The following is a 20,320-nucleotide window of genomic DNA, read 5'->3' on the forward strand; positions in this document are numbered from 1 at the left end:
CAAGTTTTGTTCGAAGTAATTTCCAAGAAGTAACGCTCACAAAACTTTTAGGAGGTTCGAAATTGGATCTGTACACGTTGTTCCCGACGATCAGCACGTCATTTATCGTCATTAGTGCGGTGCTGGTTGCCATCGGGTGGCGATTGATCATCAAGGGCAAACGGGAAGCCCACAAGAAGACGATGATCGCCGCCGCGGTCGCGGCGCTGCTGTTTTTTATTATTTATATGTCCCGTACGGTGTTTATCGGGAATACGTCCTGGGGCGGACCGGATAGTCTGAAAGGATATTATCAGACCTTCCTCATTTTCCACATCGTTTTGGCGACGGTGGCGGCTGTTTTCGGCATCACGACGCTGGTGCTTGGATTTCGGGAAAAGTATGCGAAACACCGCAAATGGGGCAGAACGACTTCGGTCATCTGGTTTTTTACGGCGATTACCGGGGGGGCCGTCTATGTGCTGCTGTACTTAATGTACCCGGGCGGACATACCAAGCCGGTATGGGAAGTGATCCTCGGCATTTGAGGATGCGGGCAACGAGTTAACCAGGCACCAACCAGGCACCAACCAAGCACCAACCGAAACACTTGTCCGCACACGGAAACGTCCTGAGTTTTAAACTCGGGGCGTTTATTTTTTTGCTTGTAGGAGGGCCCGCCCAAAAGGTTTGACGAATTCGCTCCCAGTCATTATACTGTATATAAATATATACACAGTAGACACAGTTCGGTTTGATGCATGATCCGGTGCGCGGTTTAGAGCTCCATTTGAGCCGCAATTGGCGCACCATTGGAACACCATTGGCGTACAAATCTAACAATTAGGAAAAGAAAGGTTGAGCGTATTGAACAGGTGGAAAGACGCTTGGGTCATCTTCAAAAGGGATCTGCGCGGGGACCGGTTGTACCTGATATGGAACGTCTTGTTTATGCTGTATATGGCGCTGATGATGAGCTTTATGTTCCAATACGACGAACGGGGGGCTTTTTTGCTTGAGCCGATGGCGGATTTTCTTATGCTGCTGTTGATTCCGTTTACCGGTTTTTATTTTTCGCGCCGCTCTTTTAACTACCTTAAAGAAGATTCATATACGCAGATGCTGCGGTTTTACCGCACGCTCCCCATCCCGGCGGACGCGGTGATGCTAGGCCGGATTATACAGTTGGTTACGGCGATCTTTTTTAATGGCGTGTTTTATTTTCCGGCGCTTTATCTGCTTTCGGCAACCCTGCGAAGCGAACTGAGTCTGGCGGAATACATTGCTTTTGCCTTAACTTGGTGCGGTTACGGATTGCTGCTTAACGGCGTGTACATTTACTTTGAATTTTTAAAGAAAGGCAGCGTTTATCTTTGGATGTCGCTGTCGTCGATGGTGCTGGTCGCTTTGCTCGCTTTTGTCGTCAACGGCTTCGGGGGGAATCTGATAAAGCTGACGGTGGATTACTCCGGGCGGTATGCGCTCCTGTCGCCGCTGGTGTGGGGCTCCTTGGTCTGTGGAACACTGGGCTTAAGCCTGTTTGCTGCTGTCACGAAGCGCAAGCTGGCCGTGCGGGATCTGGCGTGATGGGAGCTTTGGGGAATGCGCTGGAAGGCGGAGGTGACGAGATCGATGTGGATCCCCATTCAGCTGAATGAGGACAGCGGAGCACCGTTGTACCATCAAATCGAAACGCAATTGAAATCGCTGATTATCAGCGGGCAAATCGAAGAAGGGACGCTGCTGCCTTCGATCCGGGAATTCGCCGGAAGCCTGAACTGCAGCGTAATCACCGTTCGCCGCGTTTATCAGGATCTGGAGAACGAGGGGCTGCTGCGAACGAAGCAAGGGACCGGGACCTTTGTGGCGAAGGTGGGAGCCCAGGAACGCGGCGAATACCGCAAAACGGTCGTGCAGCAGGCCATCGCCGCGGCGGTGGATACCGGAAAATCGATGAATTACGGTGAGGAAGAGCTGAAACAGCTGTTTTTGCAAGTTTTACGGATGAAATATGGACCGGGGGACAAAAAGGGGGAGGAAAGCTGATGGAATTCGAGCTGGCTGTGGAGCTGATCGGGGCCGTAAAACACGGGCGCAGGAAAACGATCGGCCCGCTGAATCTGCAAATTCCCGCAGGCTATATCGTCGCTTTGGTCGGACCCAACGGAGCGGGAAAAAGCACGATTATGCAGATGATTTTGCAGATCGTCGCACCGGATGAGGGGGAAATCAAATGGTGCGGCCAAGCGCCGGCCGGCGAGCTGCCGGTTGAAATTCGCCGGCAAATCGGGTACGTTCCCGAAAACCCGGCGGTGGATGAGAACTTTATGACCCCGGAAGAAGCGGCAAAATTCCGCTCCCATTGGTACCCGGATTGGGACGCGAAGCGGTTTGAGCGGTTAATGGACCGTTTTGACGTGCCGCGGCGCGAACGTTTAAACCGGATGTCCAAAGGCGAACGGCGCAAATTCGAAATCGCCGCCGCGCTGGCGGCCAAACCGAAGCTGCTGCTGCTTGACGAGCCTTCGTCGGGGCTTGACCCGTTCGCCTGGGGAACGATGATCGAGGAGCTGCGTGATTTTATGGACGAAGGAGGCGAAGCGGTGTCGATCGTGCTCAGCACGCATATGGTCGAAGAAGTGAAGCGGCTGGCCGATTGCATCGCCCTCGTTCATGAAGGCCAAGTGCTGGGCATGGCCGAAAAAGACCTGCTGCTTGGAAGCTGGAAAGAATTTTGGCTCAAAGGGGAAAACTTGACGCCGGGTGATTTCCCCGGCGCCGTAATTTCCCGGGAGAATGGCCCCGGCATCAGCAAGCTGGCCGTTAGGAACAATGGCGATTTTACGCAGTGGTGCGAAGACCATGGACTGCAGGTGATTCAGAGCCGGAGTCTGGAGTTGGAGGAAATTTTGAAGTTATGGTTGCAGGGTTATCCTCCGGGTGATTTTTTGACGAGAGAAGGGGAGAAGTAATGGCATATCCGTTGGTTTTGGAAAACGTGGTGAAGCAGTTCGGTGAAAAAACGGCCGTTAATCATATTTCGCTTCGGGTGGAGGAAGGAGAAATTTACGGTCTGCTTGGCGCAAACGGGGCCGGCAAAACGACGACGATGCGAATGGTGCTGGGGCTGATCTATCCGGACAGCGGACGCATTTTGTACCATGGCAAGCCGTACGGCAGGGAACTCCAGCACGAGATGGGGTATTTGCCGGAGGAAAGGGGCATGTACCCCAAGGTGAAGGTTAGCGACCAAATCATTTATTTGGCCCGCCTAAGAGGGATGTCTGCGGCGGAGGCCGACAAAAGCCTGAAATATTGGCTCGAACGCTTCGAAGTGCCGGAATATTACGACAAAAAAATCGAGGAATTGTCCAAAGGGAACCAGCAAAAAATGGGCTTTATCGCCGCCGTCGTCCACAAGCCGAAGATCGTCATCATGGACGAGGCGTTCAGCGGGCTGGATCCGGTTAACGTCGAGTTGCTCAAGGCGACGGTGAAGGAGCTGCGCGATCAGGGCACCAGCATTTTATTTTCCACGCACCGGATGGAGCATGTGGAGGAACTGTGCCGCAACATTACGATTTTGCACCGCTCCAACACGGTACTGCAAGGCAATTTGCAGGAACTCAAAAAACTTTATCCCCGCGAAGAGGTGCTGCTGAAAACGGCGGGGGAAGTGACCGGCCTGGAAAGTGTAGCCGGCGTTAAAGCGGTGGAGCGGACAGGTAACGGTTATTTGCTCCGGATCAAGGATGCATCCGCCGCGCAGCCCATTCTGAAAAAAGCGCTGGAATCCGCCGAGGTGGAGCATTTTGAAATCAAGGAGCCGACGCTCAACCAAATCTTTATTCGGGAGGTGGGTGATTCGAATGAATAAAATGCGCACGGTGATCGGCTTTACGTTTATGAACAAGGTGCGGACAAAAGCTTTTATCATCACGACGGTCGTGTTGGCTTTGCTCGTTTCCGTCGGCCTGCATGTGCCTTATTTTATCGATAAATTTACCGGAGGCGACAACTCACCGTCGAAGATTGGCGTTGTCTATGCCGGACAGCCGGAGCTGGCGGAGGCCTTAACGGCCTATACGGAAAAGCAGCCGGCAGCTAATTTTACGCTGATCCCCTACGAAAACGCGGATGAGACCGCGCTGGATCAAGAGCTCGAGGCAAGCAAAATCGACGGTTATTTGCAGTTTGCCCCCGGGGCGGATAGCGGTTTTCCGGCGGTGACTTATACGTCTGAGTCCGGCCAGATGAAGGCGGAACTGCAAACCGCCCTGCAGGCGGCGCTGCAGCACGTGAAAGTGCAGTACATTACGAAAGGCATGCTGAATGAAGCCCAAATCGCCGCGCTCAACGCGCCGGTTCAGATCGATGCGGTAAAGTCCGCCGCGGAAGCGGGTCAGGCCGGAAGCAGCGGGGCGGAGCCCGGCGCGATCAACTATGTCGTCGTATACGCGCTGATCATCCTGTTCTTCATGACGATCACCATGACCGGGAATATGATTGCCTCCGAGGTGACGGCGGAAAAAAGCTCGCGCATTATGGAGATTCTCATTACGAGCGTGTCGCCGCTGGCGCAGATGTTCGGCAAAATCATCGGCATGTTTTTTATCGGCTTGCTGCAGATTTTCGTGTTTGCGGCTGTTATCGCGATCAACGTTTCGCTGCCGTACAATCAGCCGGTGCTGGCCGATTTCAACCTCGATTTGTCGCAAATACGCGTCGAGGTGCTGGTGCTTGGCCTGATCTTCTATATCCTCGGCTACTTCCTGTACGCTACGCTGTTCGCCGCCATCGGCTCGCTGGTGAGCCGGACGGAGGAGCTTGGCCAGGCGGTGATGCCGATTACGATGCTGTCGCTGGTCGCTTTTTATATCGGGATATTCAGCTTGAGCAGCCCCGATTCGGTACTGCTTAAGGTGAGCTCTTATATCCCGTTCGTTTCGCCCGTATCGATGATCGTCCGGATCGGCGTCGGAACAACGCCGGTGTGGGAGATCGCGCTTTCGCTGCTCATCCTCACCGTCGCGATTTTCCTGTTCGGCTGGCTCTCGGCGAAAATTTACCGCACGGGCGTGCTGCTATACGGCAAACGTCCAACGCTGAAAGAGCTGCGCAAGGCGATGAAGGCTTACCGGATATAGCTGGGAAAGCGGTCAATAATTGAGCTGCTTCATAAATTGCTGAGAAATATATATAAAATTCATTTGGTCAAAATAAACGTTTCTGGCTGAGGGTACGGTTATAACCAGATGAATCAAAAAAGGATGAGCGGTTGTGCTCATTTAGCCTGTTGAGAAACCCTCAACAGGCTATTTTTCTGTCTCTGCTACTTATTCATTCACCGCGTTACGAACGCTTGTATATCTGTCAAGAAAAACAGGAATTAACTTACGGGAGGTTTCCGCCAAGTATAAATCGAACCCTCAGGTCTGAAAAAACTGCCCGTCGCTTAGGGAAGAGAAAAAACATAGAGGTGTTACCACATCACTCTATAAGCGAGAGACATACTACAAAATAATGAATAAATTGACCATAGTACAAAAAAAGTATATATTTGTAATATACATAAAATTCCAGATGCCGGCATTGTGGATGTAATCCTTAATCTATTGAAAATATAAAAATAAGGAGTGGTTTCATTGGACTCATCTACGATACTTGCTGAAGTTATTTCTTATATGAAACAGAACGATTTAAACACAAGACAGCTTGCTATAAAGCTAGATATTAACGTAGGGACACTTAGTTATTTATTAAATGGTAACCGAACCTTAACCGTCGATCATTTGGATCGTGTTACAGAGATATTGGGATTTCCTAAAGGACATTTCTATGAAAACTACATTAATGAGTTTCTAAAAGATATTAATCCGAACTGGAGAAGAATCGGCCCCTTTCTTCATAAGTGTGCTGAATTAGGTAAGTTGGACTGTATTCATGAAATGGCAAGTTTTTTACTGGATGATTTGATGTATTCCACTCCATTGTTTGAACTGGCCGAGGAATTATTCGGAAGCGGAAATTATAAGGCGGCAGAAATACTGTATGAAAATGTAGCCATGAGCGAGAGAAAGCAATATTCTGAACGATTGGCCTTATGTCAATACCGACTGTTTAAAATACGGATTGGGAAAGATCAGGTATCAAATTTTAGGATTGCATGTCAATTTGAACCCTATATTGAACGAATGGATGAAATCCAGCAACTAGACGCACTAAAAGACTTAGCTAATTTGTATCGTTCTCTTCATCAATGGGACCGGGTGGAAATATTGGCAAATGAAATGGAAAATAAAGCTAAGATACATTATTACAGAGAAGCGCGTTCCGAGATAGCACTTCAGGAAATACAAAGCAAGTTGAGTAGACCGCTTTTTGTTTATTTAGCTTACCCAAAACTTCTGAAGGCAAATGTATATGAAAGCAGGAATGATTTTAAAAAAGCTTTGCAATTAACATACGACTACGCCGATCTAAGCTGGGTAAAAGAAAAAGATTCTGAGACCCTATACTGGTTGAATTTATCCAAGGAATGGGCAATAGCTAATATCTATGCTAATAAGCTTATGGGAGGTGATATAAGTGTTTTAGGAGAATATGTAGAATACATAAAGGGTCAACCGGATGAGATGCTTGTAGCTTTAGTTAATATTATGTATGCCGCAAATCGTTATGAAATTGATGTGGATCATATTCTCCAACAATTTAATTCAGAAATCGAAACATTTGTATATCCACAAACGAATGATTTGTATAAAAGTCAGGTCATCCCTGATTACTACCCTGGTTTTTTATATGACTTATCACTATATTTTCATCGTAAAGGTGACTACATAATAGGATTTAAATATATGCTGCAAGGTTTGGAAAATTCAGTTATGATTAATAAGGAGGACAGTATTATTAAGTTCATGGTTTTATTTGAACAATTCAGACATGCGGCTACTGAAGAGATTTGTTTAAAGTATAAAAATATAATTAGTGAGGTGTATCAGGTAGTATGAAAAAGAAATTGATCTGCAGCCTTCTTTTATCGTTAGCACTAATTCTACCTGTTTCGGGTTTGCTTCAGCAACCTATTTTTACCATATTAGCTCAACATGGTGGTTATTAGTTAAGGCTCTACGCAAAATATAGTGCTTAAAAATGAAAATGCGTTGGCTATAAATTTTCAATTTGATTAACAATGTGGTGAAATTAATGCGGTTACTACACCCTTAGCCCTCGGTTGTAGTGCCTATGGAGTTATGGAGATATTAGATTGAGAAAAAAGACGGTTGAGTAAAATTCTCACCCGTCTTTTCTTGTATGTCCAAACCGTGAGAGAGGTTATTTGAAAAAATTATCTCTCTCCCTTAACAACAGCCAAAGAATTTGCAATTTTTTGCAAGTATTCTATAGCTGCGTCTTCTTTGATATGCTTACCATTTATTTTCTCTTACTATTGTCATAATTATATTATTAGTGATTATTTATGGAGAACATCCGCGTATTCGGAGAGACGTTCGAATCGTCCCTTGGCAAACGGGCATAAGGGTAAAATCTTAATACCGTTTTCCCGCGCGTATTCCACCATAGCTTTGACCAGCTTATCGCCAAGCCCTTGTCCTCGGTAAGCATTTTCGACCAAAGTGTGATCAATAATGTAGAGCTCCGGACTTGAGATTACATACGTCATCACCGCAGCAATGCCGCCGTTATCTCGAATAAGAAATCTTTTATTAGCGGTATCATGATCTACAATATGCATGTTCATCCCTCTTTCTTTGTTGAATATTCACCGTTCAGAAGTCTATACGTCAGTGCTCCGCTTGGACAGGTGTCAATATGTCGGGCAATTGCCTCCATAGTGTCAGCATCGGGATTAACCCAAGGACGCTTGCTTAAATCAAAAACACCAGGGAGACCTTTTACGCAAATACCGGAATGAATGCATACCTCCGAATTAAACATTACCTCGATATCTTTACCATAGTATACTTTCTGATTACTCATAATTCTTTCACATCCTTCACTTATGAGTTTGTTTAAAGACCAAGATTCATTCTTCGAAAGCTATCAGAAATCTGTCCAAATGGCGAAGCGTTGATTCGTCGTCCAATTCTCTGGTGGTTTCATTCGGTTTTTCGTGATTGCTGCCGATGAGAACCTTCAGACCCGGCATCGGTATAGGCATTCATGGCAAGCAGTGTCTGTCTCACCTGGTCTTGTGACTGCGCTGTCCCCCCACTGCCCGGAGTAGCACTTGCAATCGCAAAAGTTTATTGAAACAGCACTGAGCTTTTACTCGGACGCAGGTGACAATCAGAACACCGTCCGCTTTTCGAATGCTTTCTTTAAATTCGGCAACCGACTGGGGATCGCCTTGGCTCTCGATGTCAGAATTATAAAGAGGAATCGTTGATAAGTCAACGTGATGACTTTCCCAATGCTTTGGCGCAAGCTCTTTCACAGCCTTTAACACCCTTCTATTGAAAGAACCTTCACGAAGACTTCCGCATATGGCAGTGATGGTGAGTTTGTTTTCGCTCATTCAGCTTGTTGAGAAACCCTCACAAATGCCTTTCTAAGCAATAATCACCAAAACAACTGATCTGCTTCACGAATACTATTTCTATGTCAATATACGATATTGATAAAATTAAAGCCTATTTTGAAGGAAACATGATGAAAAATATACTATTCTTAAAGTGAATGGTCTATTCAATTCATCTTTTATTACAGGAGGAAAATTATATGCTTCTTCAAATTATGTTAGTTGCTATTTTCTTAACCTGTTTATATTTTTTGTTTCGGGCCTTAATCAGCGCTGCTTGGTTTGAAAAATTAGCTAAGCGTCAATCCAAAAGATTTAATCATAATAGTGAGGATTACTTGTATATGAACGATGACGAAAACAACAGAGATAGAAACTAAAAAAAGTCGCTGTCGCTTCTGGGCTTAGATAGTTAGACATTATTAGATTAAGGAATTCATCATAGAATTCAAAATCGTTGTAACGCTTGGATATTTTTTCTATAATTCAGTGGCGTCAAGCCTATTTCATTACGAAAAACATATGAAAAGTAACTCGCACTTTGAAATCCGCATCTTATCGCAATTTCGCTAATAGATCTATTTGTTTCCGTCAGCATCTCACAGCTCTTCTGAATGCGATACCGCACTAGATACGAGTTAGGCGTTTTCCCAGTATATTTGCCAAATAATTCGCAACATTTGCTCCGACAGACAGACCCAACGGCAGCAATTTCATTGAGCGTTATTTTTGAATCATAGTGATGATGAATAAATCCAGTCATATTCCTAAGAGTAACCCACGACTGGTTATCGTTAACTTGCCCAGGAACCTTCTGTATATGATCACTGATGGTTGCACAAAGCTCTGCAGCCAAAGAATGAAGTCGTAGTGGGTTATATGAAGTGCTGTTCATTTCCTTATAAGTTTGATCTAAAGCTAGTAGGATATCTTTTTCCCAATTACTTTGCTGAGTAATTAAAATGTAGTCTTCAGTATTTGAACCGAATTTCTCTTCAAAGTATGTTTTGCCCAAATATGTGTTTTCTCCAAACAGTGCGGGATGTATTGCAATGACGATGAATGAACAATTGACTTTTTTAGAAGAAAAACCATAGTGAAGGCGTCTGCTATTAACGAAAAAGCCATTTCCTTGCACAATATTCACAATTTCTCCATTCACAAAATATTCCATCTCCCCATCCAGCACTAAGATGAACTCTAAGTCCGGATGCCAGTGGCACGCAGCAGCATATTTATCAAATTGATTTAGTGATCCTTTTCGTACGTAAAGGGGGAAATCGGGAAGATTGTAATTTAGTTCTTCCGATAAGTCGGAGAATACTTCCAGCTTTACATTCATTGTTCATCTCCCTAAAAAGAAAATACGATTTTGATAAAATTATATTTGATTTTGGTGGATAAAACCACAATGAGATAATACAATTTTGATAACTTCTAAGAAAGAAAATAATAGATGTTGAAACAGCTGGTTAAGCCGTTATAACGTAAACAGCTAAAATTTTGGCTTTATAAGGAGAGAAAAAATATGACTATGAGAGAACGAATTGCTTCTGGAAAGTTATTTACTGATTACTGTGAAGGACTGCCTGAAGACAGAATGCAGGCGAAAAAAAGAATGCTTGCCTTCAATTCAACGGGACCAGATGCCTTGGATAAGCGCGCCCAGCTTATGTCTGAAATATTTGGCAAAGAAACAAATGCGTGGATTGAACCGCCTTTCTACTTTTGCTATGGAACAAACATTGAAATTGGTGAAGGATCTTACATTAATTTTAATTGCAATTTTGTTGACGACACTAAGATTATTATCGGGAAAAATGTGATGTTCGGACCAGCTGTAACAATTGCTACTGTGGGACATCCGATCCACCCGGATTATCGGGGATATATGTTCGCAGATTCTGTGAAAATCGAGAACAATTGTTGGATCGGGGCAAATGTCACAATCTGTCCTGGGGTCACCATCGGTGAAAATACTGTTATTGGTGCCGGGAGTGTAGTAACCAAAGATATTCCGGCGAACTCCGTAGCCGTTGGCAATCCTTGCAAAGTAATGCGCACGATCGATGAACATGACCAAAAATATTATTACAAAGACAGAGAAATTACGAAAGAAGATCTGGATGAAGAAGCCAATTTGAGATGAATCAATAGATGAGGGAGTTTTATGAAAGCAGGGGTAGAGTGCAAAAACGTGTAAAGCTGGTAAATACAGCTGGCGCTAATTTTAATCGTACGTTCAATCGGGAGCTTGTATACTTGGTCATTCCTATCGCATTGCAGAACCTTATAGCGGCAACTGCAGTCTCAGCAGATGTTGTAATGTTAGGGGTGGTGGGTCAGTCTGCAATGTCGGCTGTATCGCTGGCAGGACAAATCACTTTTGTTCTGACCTTGTTTTATATGGGAATTTCGGCGGGAGCAGGTGTTCTTGCTGCTCAATACTGGGGTAAAAAGGACTTGCAAACTATACAAAGAGTTCTCAGTATCGCCAGCGTGTTTGCGGTTATGATCTCTCTGATCTTTTTCGTGGTTTCTTTGGCATTTCCGGATGAACTAATGCGCTTTTTTACGAAGGACGAAGAATTAATTAGATACGGAGCGAATTTTCTTCATACGATTTCCTTTTCCTACCTTGCGATGGGCCTCACTCAAATGTATCTCGGCGTGATAAGAAGTATGGAAAATGCAAGATTGAGCGCCTTGATTAGTTCCTCAGGCTTACTTTTAAATATTCTATTGAACGCATTATGTATATTTGTGTTTTTCCCAGACATCCAAGAAAAAGCGATAACGGCAGTTGCGCTTGCTACAGTTGTTGCTCGTTTCTTTGAACTGGGGTGGTGCTTTATTTATTCCATTACACGGGGGACAATTCGCTTTCAATTGCCTGTGCGTGATAATGTTCAGCGTAAATTGCTTAAGGATTATTTAAGATATACAACACCTGTACAAGGTAACTATATCGTTTGGGGCGGCGCCTTAACTGCAACAGCTGCAATTATTGGACATGTAAATGCTGATATGGTCGCAGCCAATTCCGTTGCGTCAGTGGTGAAAAATTTGGCTGTTGTATTATGTGGAGGCATTGCTACTGGGGGATCGGTACTTGTAGGGAAGTATTTAGGCAACAATGAAATTGAGATGGCAAAAAGGGCCGGAAGTCGGATGATCTGGTACGCATTGATTTTTGGCGCTCTTTCCGGCGGGCTAATTTTATTAATGAAACCGCTGGTGTTCTATGCGATTGATTTGAATCAAAACACACAAGACTATCTTCATGGCATGCTTTATATATGCGTTTATTATTGTATTGCCAAGTCGATGAACGCGACGACCATTGCTGGTTTATTCGTCGCAGGAGGAGATTCTAAATTTGGCTTCTGGTGCGATACGATAGTAATGTGGGGCATTATTTTGCCGTTAAGTTACATCAGCGCTTTTGTGTGGCATTTACCACCTATTGCTCTATATGCCGTAATCAGCTTGGATGAAATTGTTAAGATGCCGGCTGCCTTAATGCGGTATCGTCAATTTAAGTGGGTGAAGAATATAACGAGAAATTTTATCGAAGCAGGATAAAAGAAGTCTTTTATATTGGCATTTACAACGAATAACAAAAAGGAAAACCAGTAATGAATATTAGAGAACGAATGGCGAGTTTGCAATTTCTTAACCAGTATATTGGTTTTTATGTTTAACGTGCTCATGGGCACGCATCTGTTAACCGGTGAGGGAAGCTACTAGTAGACGATTCTACCAATAACGTTAGCATGATGGCAAGTGAAGACTTGAGAAAACGGCAAAACTAGTCTATTGAAGATCTCGGGTGACAACATAAAGGAAAAAAAAGGCGCTATTTCAGCGACATCCCCTATGTTGCGTAAACATAGAGGAATTTTATGGCGCTATTTTCACGATTTAGTGGTAAAAGGCCGCCTTTCGACCTGTTCATCGAAAAATAAGACCCAAAAGTTCCCCTATGGTGATGAATAGACTCAAATTCGGAAAATAAGACCCTAAAGTTCCTCTATTTTATGGGGACGATACCGAGCACAAGCCTAATAAGAACAAAGTGATCCATGGCCCCTGTCCGCAGATAAGCCATATTATTTCCGGATCATCCTACTAGGAACTTGGAGCGGTAGCGTGTCGCATGTTATAGTAGTTACTCATGAAAGAAGGGGAAAAATGAAAGAAGAGACATCCGAGAAAAAGCTATTTTATTTGGAAGGCATTAGGGGACTCGCGGCATTTGCCGTGGTTATTTCGCACTACAACAGGTATTTTATCCGGCTGCGTTAAATGGAAGGCCGCAACAAGCTCAATACCCATAGAATCACCTTTTGGTGACGATAGCAAAAATATATCAAAAAACAATTACTAATTGACAACCAAATATTGGAAGTGATAGGATGAAAAAAACTATTGCCGATTTACATTAAAGGAGCTGGATTCAATGAACCACAGCATAAAAAAAGAAGAGATATTGGCAGCCTTCGAATTTAGACATGCCACCAAAGAATTTGATCCGACAAAGAAAATCGCCGCTGAAGATTTTAATTTCATTCTGGAAACGGCCCGGCTCTCTCCAAGCTCGGTTGGCCTTGAGCCCTGGAAGTTTGTCGTTGTCCAGAATCCGGATTTGCGTGAGCAACTGCGTGCCGTGAGCTGGGGGGCACAAGGCCAAATGCCTACCGCCAGTCATCTTGTGTTGATTTTGGCACGCAAGGATGCAAGATACGATTCCGATTACTTTTGGCAGCAAATGACCGGGGTCAAACAAATTCCGGCAGATAACGTCAAAAACATGATGGGCCGTTACCAGGAGTTCCAGGAAGGGGATTTCAAGCTGATGGAGTCGGAACGCGCGCTGTTTGATTGGGCTTCAAAGCAAACCTATATTGCTCTCGGCAACATGATGACCAGCGCCGCTCTCATCGGTATTGACTCTTGCCCGATCGAAGGCTTCGATAGAGACAGTGTGGACGCCATTTTACGTGAAGAAGGGCTGCTGGAAAACGATCAGTACGGAATCAGCGTGATGGCTGCGTTCGGATACCGTGTCAAAGCTCCGCGTCCTAAGACAAGAAGAGAAGCAGATGACGTGATCCGCTGGGTTGAATAACTCTGTACAGTGCGCGCCGATTTATTCGAGGGTAATTACACATTGATCGGCCCGCAGGTTCCGTATTAACTGATTCAGATTGGACGCAAGAGAGCGGGACGCCGCTGAACATCAAAGCAGGAGCCCGCCGATAAACCGGCGGTGCTCTTTTGTATTGTGCCGGGACAACCTGCAAAAACCAGGCTGCTCTTAGAAACTACTTCGAAAACATAAGGCCTAAAAATGTCGTTATTCCGGTGATATCCGTCTATTTGAGAGAAATAGAGGAAATTTATGTCGCTATTTTCTCGAATCACAAGGAAATGCCCGGGTTCTGGGCCCTTCATAGGAAAATAAGGACATAAAATGCCGCTATTTTGGGCCCTATTTTGAAGGCCAATCATTTAATAAACACGCCGCCAAAAGGGATCACCTCGCGCAGGAAACGCTTGACGATGCCGTCCTCCGCCTGCAGATCCCGCACCAGTTCTCCGCTCCCGGGACCGCCGGATTGGACCAGCACCGAGCCCTGGCCGGTTATTTTCCACTGGTAGCGCATATGTTGGCTGGCTAAATGATTGCCGTAAACGGAGAGCTCCAGCTTGGCGTGCTCGGGATAAGCGAGCACCCGTCCGGCTTCCACGTAAAGCGGCTCTTCGGGATGCAGCGGCAGCTCAATCACCTGTCCTTGGGTCAGAATCCCGATTTGTCCCTGGCCGGAAAACTTGACTTTTACCGCGTCACGGGTGATCATCATGTTTTTCATGCTAAGAATGCGATTCTCCATACGGATGCCTTCGGTATAAAAAAAGAGATGCCGGAAGTCATACAGCAGATCGCTCCCCCCGGCAAACTCGATCCGTTTTAAACCGATGGCGGGAGGAAGAGAAGCGGTCACCCGGCAGGGCCCCGTGAAGTTGGCCTGCAACAGCTTGCGTTTCCGGTAGATGCCCTTCATATTCATCAGTCTGTCGGTGCGGTGATGGGCGGGGCCCCGGTAAGCTATGACCTGCCCGGGGTGCAGCAGATGCAGCTTGTCGGCTTCGTGCAAGTCGAAGGTTACTGTATGCCCGCCTAACCCCGGCTGGTCGTTATACTCTTGAATATCCATCCTGGACTCCTCCTCTCCGGTAGCGGCAGTTAGCGGCGGAGCGCCAACCGGACGAGCCGCAGCACGATAAAATAGCCCGCAAGCAGCGCGAGGCCGGTAAACAGCAGCACCCGGATTTTCCGCGTATTGGCGTCGCGGGTTTGCTGCGCCTCCGTCAAAGCCGATACGGTAGCGGCGAGCTCCCTGTTGCGCTCCATTAACTCCTCGTTTTGCCGGCGGAAGTTTTCCAGCGTTTCCTGGGTCGCATCGAGCTTGTCCATAGTGTTCTGGTAATCCGCCTTTAATTCACTCACCTCGGAGGGGAGTTGCGACAGTTCATTGACCCCGCTCCAAAAATCGTTCCAATAGCCCGCTTCAGCCGGTTTTCCGCCCCCAAAAAGCAGCCCGCCGGCGAGCAGGACAAGGATAAGCACGGGAACGCCCCGTTTCCGGTTTCTGTTCAATTCCTCCACCTCCAAAGTTCAAAAAGGATCGACAATATCTATCAACTTTTACGTAATAGAGGGCTGAAAAGTTTCTGAAAAGCTATTCCTTTGGTTACTTCGGCATCCGTCTCTCGCAATTTCTATGACGGGTTTGCCGGTCGGCAGGAAGCCGTCAGCTTCCCCGATGTGGACGCCGGTCTGGTCTAGTCTGCCGAAGGGTCAATCCCCAAAACAAAAGAGCCGCTGTACTGACAGCGGCGCCGAACAGGCACACTCCTTTCCAGCCGGAGTAAGCGTAGATATGGGTTGAAGCGATAGCTCCGGTTGCGCTGCCGATGGAATAAAAGATCATGTATCCCCCAGTGAGCCGGCTTCGCGCTTCGGGACGCATGGCAAAAATCAAACTCTGGTTCGTGACATGCACCGCTTGCACCGCCGCGTCAAGTAGGAGGATGCCGATGACTAGGACAGGCAAGGAGTATTCGGCATAGCTGATCGGCAGCCAAGATATCAACAACAAAACCAACGCCAAGCCCGTCGTTCTCTGCCCTAGGCCACGATCGGCAAGCTGGCCGGCCTTAGACGCCGCTAACGCGCCGGCAACGCCGGCCAAACCAAACGCCCCGATTGCGGTATGCGATAGCGATGTCGGAGGCGAGCTCAAAGGCAGCACCAGAGATGTCCATAATGTGCTAAACGCCGTGAATATGAGTAAAGCCAAACCTGCGCGGATGCGCAGCACTCTTTCTTGTACGAATAATTGAACCACCGAGCGAAGCAATTGCGGATAGGATAATGGATCCTTTTTACCGTAATATTGCGGGAGTACCCGGTATAAAGTTACACACATGATCAGCATTAAAGCTGCAGAGACCAGATAAACCGAACGCCATCCGGCGATATCCGTTAGAATTCCGGCAAATGTTCGCGCGAGCAAAATTCCGATCACCACTCCGCTGGTCACCAACCCGACGATGCTTCCACGTTCGGCCGGGGCGGCTAAAGTGGATGCGTACGATACTAACACCTGCGTTACGACCGAGAGCAATCCTACAAACGCTAAGCCGGCAAACAGCACGGCGATGTTATTGGCGATGCCAACAACGGTAAGGGCCCCTGCGGATATTAGCATCATCACGATGATAAGCCGGCGCTGATTAAGAAAATCGCCGAGCGGCACCAGCATAAATAGCCCTAGTGCATAGCAAATTTGCGTAAGCGTAATGATGATTCCAACGTACGATCGGGTGATATCGAATTGTTCCGCCAGTGAATCGAGCAGCGGCTGTGCGTAGTAAACGTTGGAAACCGCCAGGCCGCAGGCGATGGCGAACAACAGGGCTATTTTGTACGACATGAAAGAAGAAGCAGCCGATTCGGACGTTAAGGCGGGTCCTTGAGATGTAGTCTTGCCAGTACAGGCGCCAGCGGTTGCTTTCGCTTCGTATTTCTCCATTTTGTATCCTCCATCGCTAAAAAAAATTTATATACCAATCGGTACATAATTTAACATAAACTATACTGTCTTAAAACTTTTTTTGTCAACAAATTTATTGTGTTTTTAGCGATCATTGACAATGAGCATTTTAAAAAATAGTATAATTTTATACCAATCAATACTTAATAATGGAGGTAATGATGGCCAGACTTCGCGAATTTGATAAGGAAAAGGCTTTAGAGGCTGCCATGGAATTGTTTTGGGAGAAAGGATACGAGGCTACTTCTTTAACCGATCTGACTTCGAGAATGGGGATTCAGCGGCCAAGCCTATACGCGGCTTTTGGAGACAAAACGGAGCTGTTCGAAGCTGCGCTGCGCAAATATATGGGGTCCCACGCTTCTTATGTCCGCACCAGACTGCAAAAACACGCATCTGTCAAAGAAGCGTTTCGCTCCTACTTTGAGAGTCTGGTGGAGGCGGAATACCAAGGGGGGGAGAATCGCGGGTGTTTTTGCATCAATACGATGGTGGAACTGGCGCCTCATGACAAGAAATTTGAAGTTCTTACTAGAGAACATGAGATGTATCTTGCCGTAATATTCCAAGAAAAGCTTGGACAAGGCGTACAATCTGGCGAGCTTAAAGCGGATTTGAATGCGCAAGCTCTGGCCCAGACACTGGTCGTATCGCTCATCGGTCTTACCGTGCTGCTGAAAGCGCGTCCTGAACGGCTTTTTGCCGATAATTCCGTGTCTGTAGTACTTTCTTTGTTGGATTAACGCGCATTCCGTTAGGCGCGAATGAGAGAGCAACATAACAAAATCCGCCCTATGCCATAATCTATTTGAATTTAATATTAAATTTTTGGAGGTTATGGAACATGGGGAAATTAACAGGAAAAACCGCGCTGGTTACCGGAGCCGGCAGGGGGATCGGCAGAGCCATTGCGATCCGTCTGGGGCAAGAAGGGGCATTGGTAGCCGTCCATTACGGGCAAAGCCGGGAAGCGGCCGAAGAGGTCGTCCGCGCCATCGAGCAAAGCGGGGGAACCGCATTTGCGATAGGTCAAAAATTCAAGGATACCGAAAGCGTGGGGGCGTTTTATGAGGCATTGGACGAGGCTTTAAAAGCACGCACGTACGACACCAGGTTCGATATTTTGGTGAACAATGCGGGGATCGGTTTGCCGCTGCCTATTGAGGAAACGACGGAGGAAGCTTTTGACGAACTTATGGGCATTAACGTGAAAGTACCGTTTTTCCTGGTCAAGCAAGCTTTGCCGAGGCTGCGGGACGAGGGGCGGATCATTAACCTATCGTCGGCCGTGACGAGGATCTCATTGCCCGGCGTTGCCGCCTACAGCATGACAAAAGGGGCGCTCAACGCGCTGACGTTGTCCTTGTCCGCCCAGCTTGGCCCGCGCCGCATTACGATCAACGCCATTCAGCCCGGCTTCGTGGAGACGGAGATGAACGCTCCGATGCTCCAGGATCCGGACTCGCGTCAATTTGGCGCGGACTATTCCATCTTCGGAAGATGGGGGCAGCCGCAGGATGTCGCGGATATCGCCGCATTCCTGTCTTCCGAAGACAGCCGCTGGATTACGGGGCAGTTGATCGACGCCAGCGGGGGATCGCATCTTTAAGTCACCGTATACTTGTACACCCGGGCTTCGTAAGGCTGCAGCCTTCAATCGTTCCTTTAACTCTTCAGCTTGGCGGCGATCTCCAGCATCCGCTTCACCTGATGCGTGACGGCGGGCTGAACGTTTTCGGTCATGTTGCCGTCCTGATCGACGGTGACGCTTGTGCCGTAAGGATTTCCGCCCGTCGTGAACAGAACGGGATCCGTATAACCCGGGGCCGCAATGATGGCTCCCCAATGGTACATTGTGGTATACAGCGACAAGATCGTCGCTTCCTGACCGCCGTGGTCATTTTGGGCTGATGTCATTGCACTGACGACTTTATTGATCAGTTTGCCTTGAAACCACAATCCGCCGGTTGTGTCCAAAAACTGTTTCATCTGCGCCGGAACGTTGCCGAACCGCGTAGGCACGCTGAACAGCACAGCATCTGCCCATTGCAGATCTTCGAGCGTGACGACGGGGATGTCTTTGGTGTTTTCCACATGGGCTTTCCATTGCGGATTGCCGTTGATGGCTGCTTCCGGCGCGAGTTCCTGCACTTTCATCACCTTTACTTCAGCCCCGTTGCTCTTGGCGGCTTCCTCAGCCATCTTGGCCAGCTTATGGTTGGTTCCCGTGGAACTGTAGTACACGATTGCGAATTTGATTGCGGACATGCGTTTATGCCTCCTGTAATAGGTTGGAATCATGCTAAGTATGAGAGAAAAACGGGGCAATTATTCGGTCACTGAAACTTTCACCCCGGAGCATTCGTTATATAAGCATCATTGGATCTTAGATCAGGTAAGGGGAAAATCGACATGCCCTCAGCATCTTTACCCAGCCGGACCTCGGTTAAAAACCGCGGGAAACGGGGCCAAAAACGCAGAAAAACGCAAAAAAGGCGGAAACGCGGCTTTATCTATTATTCCTCACGAGTGTTTCTAGTGATGTTATGGATCGGAATGGCGGCTATGATATGGCTGTTTTTTACGCCTTCCGGCAATAACGTCCGGTTCCTTATGGCCGATACCTTGATTACGACGCAGCACCGGCACTGGGCCAAATATATTATCGGGCAAGCGGAGCTTGACAAGCGGGTGGCCGCTTATCAAGCTCAATTCGAGCAGATGGGCGAAGAGAAGGATACCCATACGATCGCGGTCCCGCAGCAGGAAGAAACCAAAGAAGAAAAACCGCTTATCGAAATCGAAGAGGTTTCGGGGAGCGGCTATCACGGATACGTCTTGACCGTCAACGACCCGACGAAAATCCGGCTTGGCGTCCCGGCCAAACGCGGCAAAGGCGAGAAGGTGTCCAGCATGGTGCAGCGGACCGGAGCCGTCGCCGGCGTCAATGGCGGGGGATTCGCCGATCCGAATTGGAAAGGCAACGGCTTTAAGCCGATCGGGCTCGTGATTTCGCAAGGCAAGCTTTATTACAACGGCCTCGGCTCCAAAACGTCCACCCAGGTGGTCGGACTGGACAAGCAGGGGAAGATGATCGCCGGGAAATATACGCTGGAGGAGCTAAAGGAGCTTGGGGTTCAGGAAGCCGTTACGTTCCAGCCGCGGATCATCGTCAACGGCAAGGGGCAGATCCGTAACCAGAAGGAAGGCTGGGGCATCGCTCCGCGAACGGCGATGGGGCAAAGGGAAGACGGCGCGATTCTGTTCGTCGTGATCGACGGGCGCCAGCCGGGCTACAGCATCGGCGCGAGCCTGTACGACGTGCAGCAAATCATGCTGGAGCACGGCGCGGTCATCGCCGCCAATCTGGACGGCGGGTCGTCCACCGTGTTGGTGAAACAAGGCGGGGAAATCGTCAACAAGCCGTCCTCGGAATACGGGGAGCGGTATCTTCCCACCGCCTTTCTCGTCTTCGAGCATCCGGATCAGGTCAACATCCCGAATATTTGGGAAGGGCTGCGGCCGCAGGATATCGATCCCGGCAAAAAATAAGTTTGACGTTCAGGCTGTCCAAGCAGACAAATCTGCTTTTGGACGGCCTTTTTTTGTTAGGGGAGAAGCCCCCCCACATAAAATAACGGAACTTTATGGTCTTATTTTCCGGAATTAACCATGA

Annotated in this window: 22 protein-coding genes; 14 read left to right on the forward strand and 8 right to left on the reverse strand. The window is 47.5% G+C overall.

Translation table 11 applies throughout. The features are described from left to right. Positions 1-62: 62 nt before the first annotated feature. The 7 genes from EHV15_RS13010 to EHV15_RS13040 all read left to right on the forward strand — a co-directional run bounded on the left by EHV15_RS13010 (position 63) and on the right by EHV15_RS13040 (position 6,989). Positions 63-527: a DUF420 domain-containing protein gene (locus tag EHV15_RS13010; protein ID WP_128631582.1), complete on the forward strand. Its 465-nt coding sequence runs from the start codon at positions 63-65 to the stop codon at positions 525-527. A gap of 310 nt (positions 528-837) precedes the next feature. Next, entirely contained in the window at positions 838-1,566 is a 729-nt protein-coding gene (locus EHV15_RS13015) for a hypothetical protein (protein ID WP_128631583.1), read from the forward strand. 45 nt (positions 1,567-1,611) lie between these two features. After that, on the forward strand, positions 1,612-2,025 hold the full coding sequence (locus EHV15_RS13020) for a GntR family transcriptional regulator (protein WP_128635318.1): 414 nt from the start codon (positions 1,612-1,614) through the stop codon (positions 2,023-2,025). Beyond that, positions 2,025-2,951: an ATP-binding cassette domain-containing protein gene (locus EHV15_RS13025; protein ID WP_128631584.1), complete on the forward strand. Its 927-nt coding sequence runs from the start codon at positions 2,025-2,027 to the stop codon at positions 2,949-2,951. Before EHV15_RS13020 ends, EHV15_RS13025 begins: the two co-directional genes overlap by 1 nt. Then, a complete protein-coding gene (locus tag EHV15_RS13030) occupies positions 2,951-3,856 on the forward strand; it encodes an ABC transporter ATP-binding protein (RefSeq protein ID WP_128631585.1) in 906 nt (301 codons plus the stop codon). Before EHV15_RS13025 ends, EHV15_RS13030 begins: the two co-directional genes overlap by 1 nt. Further along, the gene (locus tag EHV15_RS13035) at positions 3,849-5,126 is read left to right on the forward strand and encodes an ABC transporter permease (protein ID WP_128631586.1); all 1,278 of its coding nucleotides are present in this window, start codon (positions 3,849-3,851) and stop codon (positions 5,124-5,126) included. Before EHV15_RS13030 ends, EHV15_RS13035 begins: the two co-directional genes overlap by 8 nt. 498 nt (positions 5,127-5,624) lie before the next feature. After that, the gene (locus tag EHV15_RS13040; protein ID WP_128631587.1) at positions 5,625-6,989 is read left to right on the forward strand and encodes a helix-turn-helix domain-containing protein; all 1,365 of its coding nucleotides are present in this window, start codon (positions 5,625-5,627) and stop codon (positions 6,987-6,989) included. A gap of 464 nt (positions 6,990-7,453) precedes the next feature. Here EHV15_RS13040 and EHV15_RS13045 read toward each other — a convergent pair whose 3' ends face one another. From EHV15_RS13045 to EHV15_RS13055, 3 genes are all read right to left on the reverse strand, one after another. Continuing rightward, positions 7,454-7,735 (reverse strand): GNAT family N-acetyltransferase, encoded by a 282-nt coding sequence (locus tag EHV15_RS13045; protein WP_128631588.1) that lies wholly within the window; start codon positions 7,733-7,735, stop codon positions 7,454-7,456. Positions 7,736-7,737: 2 nt separating this feature from the next. Then, positions 7,738-7,980 carry a (4Fe-4S)-binding protein gene (locus EHV15_RS13050; protein ID WP_128631589.1) on the reverse strand — a complete coding sequence of 81 codons (243 nt, stop codon included), beginning with the start codon at positions 7,978-7,980 and terminating at the stop codon, positions 7,738-7,740. A 202-nt stretch (positions 7,981-8,182) separates the two neighbouring features. Beyond that, positions 8,183-8,518 carry an NADPH-dependent FMN reductase gene (locus tag EHV15_RS13055; protein ID WP_246061522.1) on the reverse strand — a complete coding sequence of 112 codons (336 nt, stop codon included), beginning with the start codon at positions 8,516-8,518 and terminating at the stop codon, positions 8,183-8,185. Positions 8,519-8,721: 203 nt separating this feature from the next. Here EHV15_RS13055 and EHV15_RS13060 point away from each other — a divergent pair, with 203 nt between their 5' ends. Next, on the forward strand, positions 8,722-8,901 hold the full coding sequence (locus EHV15_RS13060) for a hypothetical protein (protein ID WP_128631590.1): 180 nt from the start codon (positions 8,722-8,724) through the stop codon (positions 8,899-8,901). 68 nt (positions 8,902-8,969) lie between these two features. Here EHV15_RS13060 and EHV15_RS13065 read toward each other — a convergent pair whose 3' ends face one another. Next, a complete protein-coding gene (locus tag EHV15_RS13065) occupies positions 8,970-9,863 on the reverse strand; it encodes an AraC family transcriptional regulator (RefSeq protein WP_128631591.1) in 894 nt (297 codons plus the stop codon). 186 nt (positions 9,864-10,049) lie between these two features. Here EHV15_RS13065 and EHV15_RS13070 point away from each other — a divergent pair, with 186 nt between their 5' ends. The 3 genes from EHV15_RS13070 to EHV15_RS13080 all read left to right on the forward strand — a co-directional run bounded on the left by EHV15_RS13070 (position 10,050) and on the right by EHV15_RS13080 (position 13,652). Continuing rightward, positions 10,050-10,670, forward strand: coding sequence for a DapH/DapD/GlmU-related protein (locus EHV15_RS13070; protein WP_128631592.1), 621 nt, complete (start codon positions 10,050-10,052; stop codon positions 10,668-10,670). Positions 10,671-10,708: 38 nt separating this feature from the next. Next, on the forward strand, positions 10,709-12,106 hold the full coding sequence (locus EHV15_RS13075) for an MATE family efflux transporter (protein WP_246061524.1): 1,398 nt from the start codon (positions 10,709-10,711) through the stop codon (positions 12,104-12,106). 877 nt (positions 12,107-12,983) lie between these two features. Beyond that, positions 12,984-13,652 carry an NAD(P)H-dependent oxidoreductase gene (locus tag EHV15_RS13080; RefSeq protein WP_128631594.1) on the forward strand — a complete coding sequence of 223 codons (669 nt, stop codon included), beginning with the start codon at positions 12,984-12,986 and terminating at the stop codon, positions 13,650-13,652. A 379-nt stretch (positions 13,653-14,031) separates the two neighbouring features. Here the strand turns inward: EHV15_RS13080 and EHV15_RS13085 are convergent, their stop codons facing one another. The 3 genes from EHV15_RS13085 to EHV15_RS13095 form a co-directional block, all read right to left on the reverse strand. Beyond that, positions 14,032-14,742, reverse strand: coding sequence for an AIM24 family protein (locus tag EHV15_RS13085; protein WP_128631595.1), 711 nt, complete (start codon positions 14,740-14,742; stop codon positions 14,032-14,034). A 29-nt stretch (positions 14,743-14,771) separates the two neighbouring features. Beyond that, entirely contained in the window at positions 14,772-15,185 is a 414-nt protein-coding gene (locus tag EHV15_RS13090) for a hypothetical protein (protein WP_128631596.1), read from the reverse strand. A 154-nt stretch (positions 15,186-15,339) separates the two neighbouring features. Then, positions 15,340-16,623: an MFS transporter gene (locus EHV15_RS13095; protein ID WP_128631597.1), complete on the reverse strand. Its 1,284-nt coding sequence runs from the start codon at positions 16,621-16,623 to the stop codon at positions 15,340-15,342. A gap of 182 nt (positions 16,624-16,805) precedes the next feature. On the opposite strand from EHV15_RS13095, the gene EHV15_RS13100 reads away from it, so the two are divergent. Both EHV15_RS13100 and EHV15_RS13105 read left to right on the forward strand, forming a co-directional pair. Continuing rightward, the gene (locus EHV15_RS13100; RefSeq protein ID WP_128635319.1) at positions 16,806-17,387 is read left to right on the forward strand and encodes a TetR/AcrR family transcriptional regulator; all 582 of its coding nucleotides are present in this window, start codon (positions 16,806-16,808) and stop codon (positions 17,385-17,387) included. A 101-nt stretch (positions 17,388-17,488) separates the two neighbouring features. Beyond that, positions 17,489-18,253 carry an SDR family oxidoreductase gene (locus tag EHV15_RS13105; protein ID WP_128631598.1) on the forward strand — a complete coding sequence of 255 codons (765 nt, stop codon included), beginning with the start codon at positions 17,489-17,491 and terminating at the stop codon, positions 18,251-18,253. Positions 18,254-18,309: 56 nt separating this feature from the next. Here the strand turns inward: EHV15_RS13105 and wrbA are convergent, their stop codons facing one another. Beyond that, positions 18,310-18,912, reverse strand: a complete 603-nt coding sequence (gene wrbA / locus EHV15_RS13110) for an NAD(P)H:quinone oxidoreductase (protein WP_128631599.1) — start codon at positions 18,910-18,912, stop codon at positions 18,310-18,312. A 144-nt stretch (positions 18,913-19,056) separates the two neighbouring features. On the opposite strand from wrbA, the gene EHV15_RS13115 reads away from it, so the two are divergent. Further along, positions 19,057-20,196: a phosphodiester glycosidase family protein gene (locus EHV15_RS13115; RefSeq protein ID WP_128631600.1), complete on the forward strand. Its 1,140-nt coding sequence runs from the start codon at positions 19,057-19,059 to the stop codon at positions 20,194-20,196. The last annotated feature ends 124 nt before the right edge of the window (positions 20,197-20,320 follow it).

This window comes from Paenibacillus oralis (genome assembly GCF_003863965.1).
GTDB classification, from domain to species: Bacteria; Bacillota; Bacilli; order Paenibacillales; family Paenibacillaceae; genus Fontibacillus; species Fontibacillus oralis.

Coding starts and splice junctions, on each gene's coding strand:
- EHV15_RS13100 (WP_128635319.1), top strand. CDS start 16,806: ATGGCCAGACTTCGCGAATTTGATAAGGAAAAGGCTTTAGAGGCTGCC.
- EHV15_RS13020 (WP_128635318.1), top strand. CDS start 1,612: ATGTGGATCCCCATTCAGCTGAATGAGGACAGCGGAGCACCGTTGTAC.
- EHV15_RS13025 (WP_128631584.1), top strand. CDS start 2,025: ATGGAATTCGAGCTGGCTGTGGAGCTGATCGGGGCCGTAAAACACGGG.
- EHV15_RS13065 (WP_128631591.1), bottom strand. CDS start 9,863: ATGAATGTAAAGCTGGAAGTATTCTCCGACTTATCGGAAGAACTAAAT.
- EHV15_RS13060 (WP_128631590.1), top strand. CDS start 8,722: ATGCTTCTTCAAATTATGTTAGTTGCTATTTTCTTAACCTGTTTATAT.
- EHV15_RS13030 (WP_128631585.1), top strand. CDS start 2,951: ATGGCATATCCGTTGGTTTTGGAAAACGTGGTGAAGCAGTTCGGTGAA.
- EHV15_RS13055 (WP_246061522.1), bottom strand. CDS start 8,518: ATGAGCGAAAACAAACTCACCATCACTGCCATATGCGGAAGTCTTCGT.
- EHV15_RS13085 (WP_128631595.1), bottom strand. CDS start 14,742: ATGGATATTCAAGAGTATAACGACCAGCCGGGGTTAGGCGGGCATACA.
- EHV15_RS13050 (WP_128631589.1), bottom strand. CDS start 7,980: ATGAGTAATCAGAAAGTATACTATGGTAAAGATATCGAGGTAATGTTT.
- EHV15_RS13070 (WP_128631592.1), top strand. CDS start 10,050: ATGACTATGAGAGAACGAATTGCTTCTGGAAAGTTATTTACTGATTAC.
- EHV15_RS13095 (WP_128631597.1), bottom strand. CDS start 16,623: ATGGAGAAATACGAAGCGAAAGCAACCGCTGGCGCCTGTACTGGCAAG.
- EHV15_RS13105 (WP_128631598.1), top strand. CDS start 17,489: ATGGGGAAATTAACAGGAAAAACCGCGCTGGTTACCGGAGCCGGCAGG.
- wrbA (WP_128631599.1), bottom strand. CDS start 18,912: ATGTCCGCAATCAAATTCGCAATCGTGTACTACAGTTCCACGGGAACC.
- EHV15_RS13080 (WP_128631594.1), top strand. CDS start 12,984: ATGAACCACAGCATAAAAAAAGAAGAGATATTGGCAGCCTTCGAATTT.
- EHV15_RS13045 (WP_128631588.1), bottom strand. CDS start 7,735: ATGCATATTGTAGATCATGATACCGCTAATAAAAGATTTCTTATTCGA.
- EHV15_RS13115 (WP_128631600.1), top strand. CDS start 19,057: ATGCCCTCAGCATCTTTACCCAGCCGGACCTCGGTTAAAAACCGCGGG.
- EHV15_RS13035 (WP_128631586.1), top strand. CDS start 3,849: ATGAATAAAATGCGCACGGTGATCGGCTTTACGTTTATGAACAAGGTG.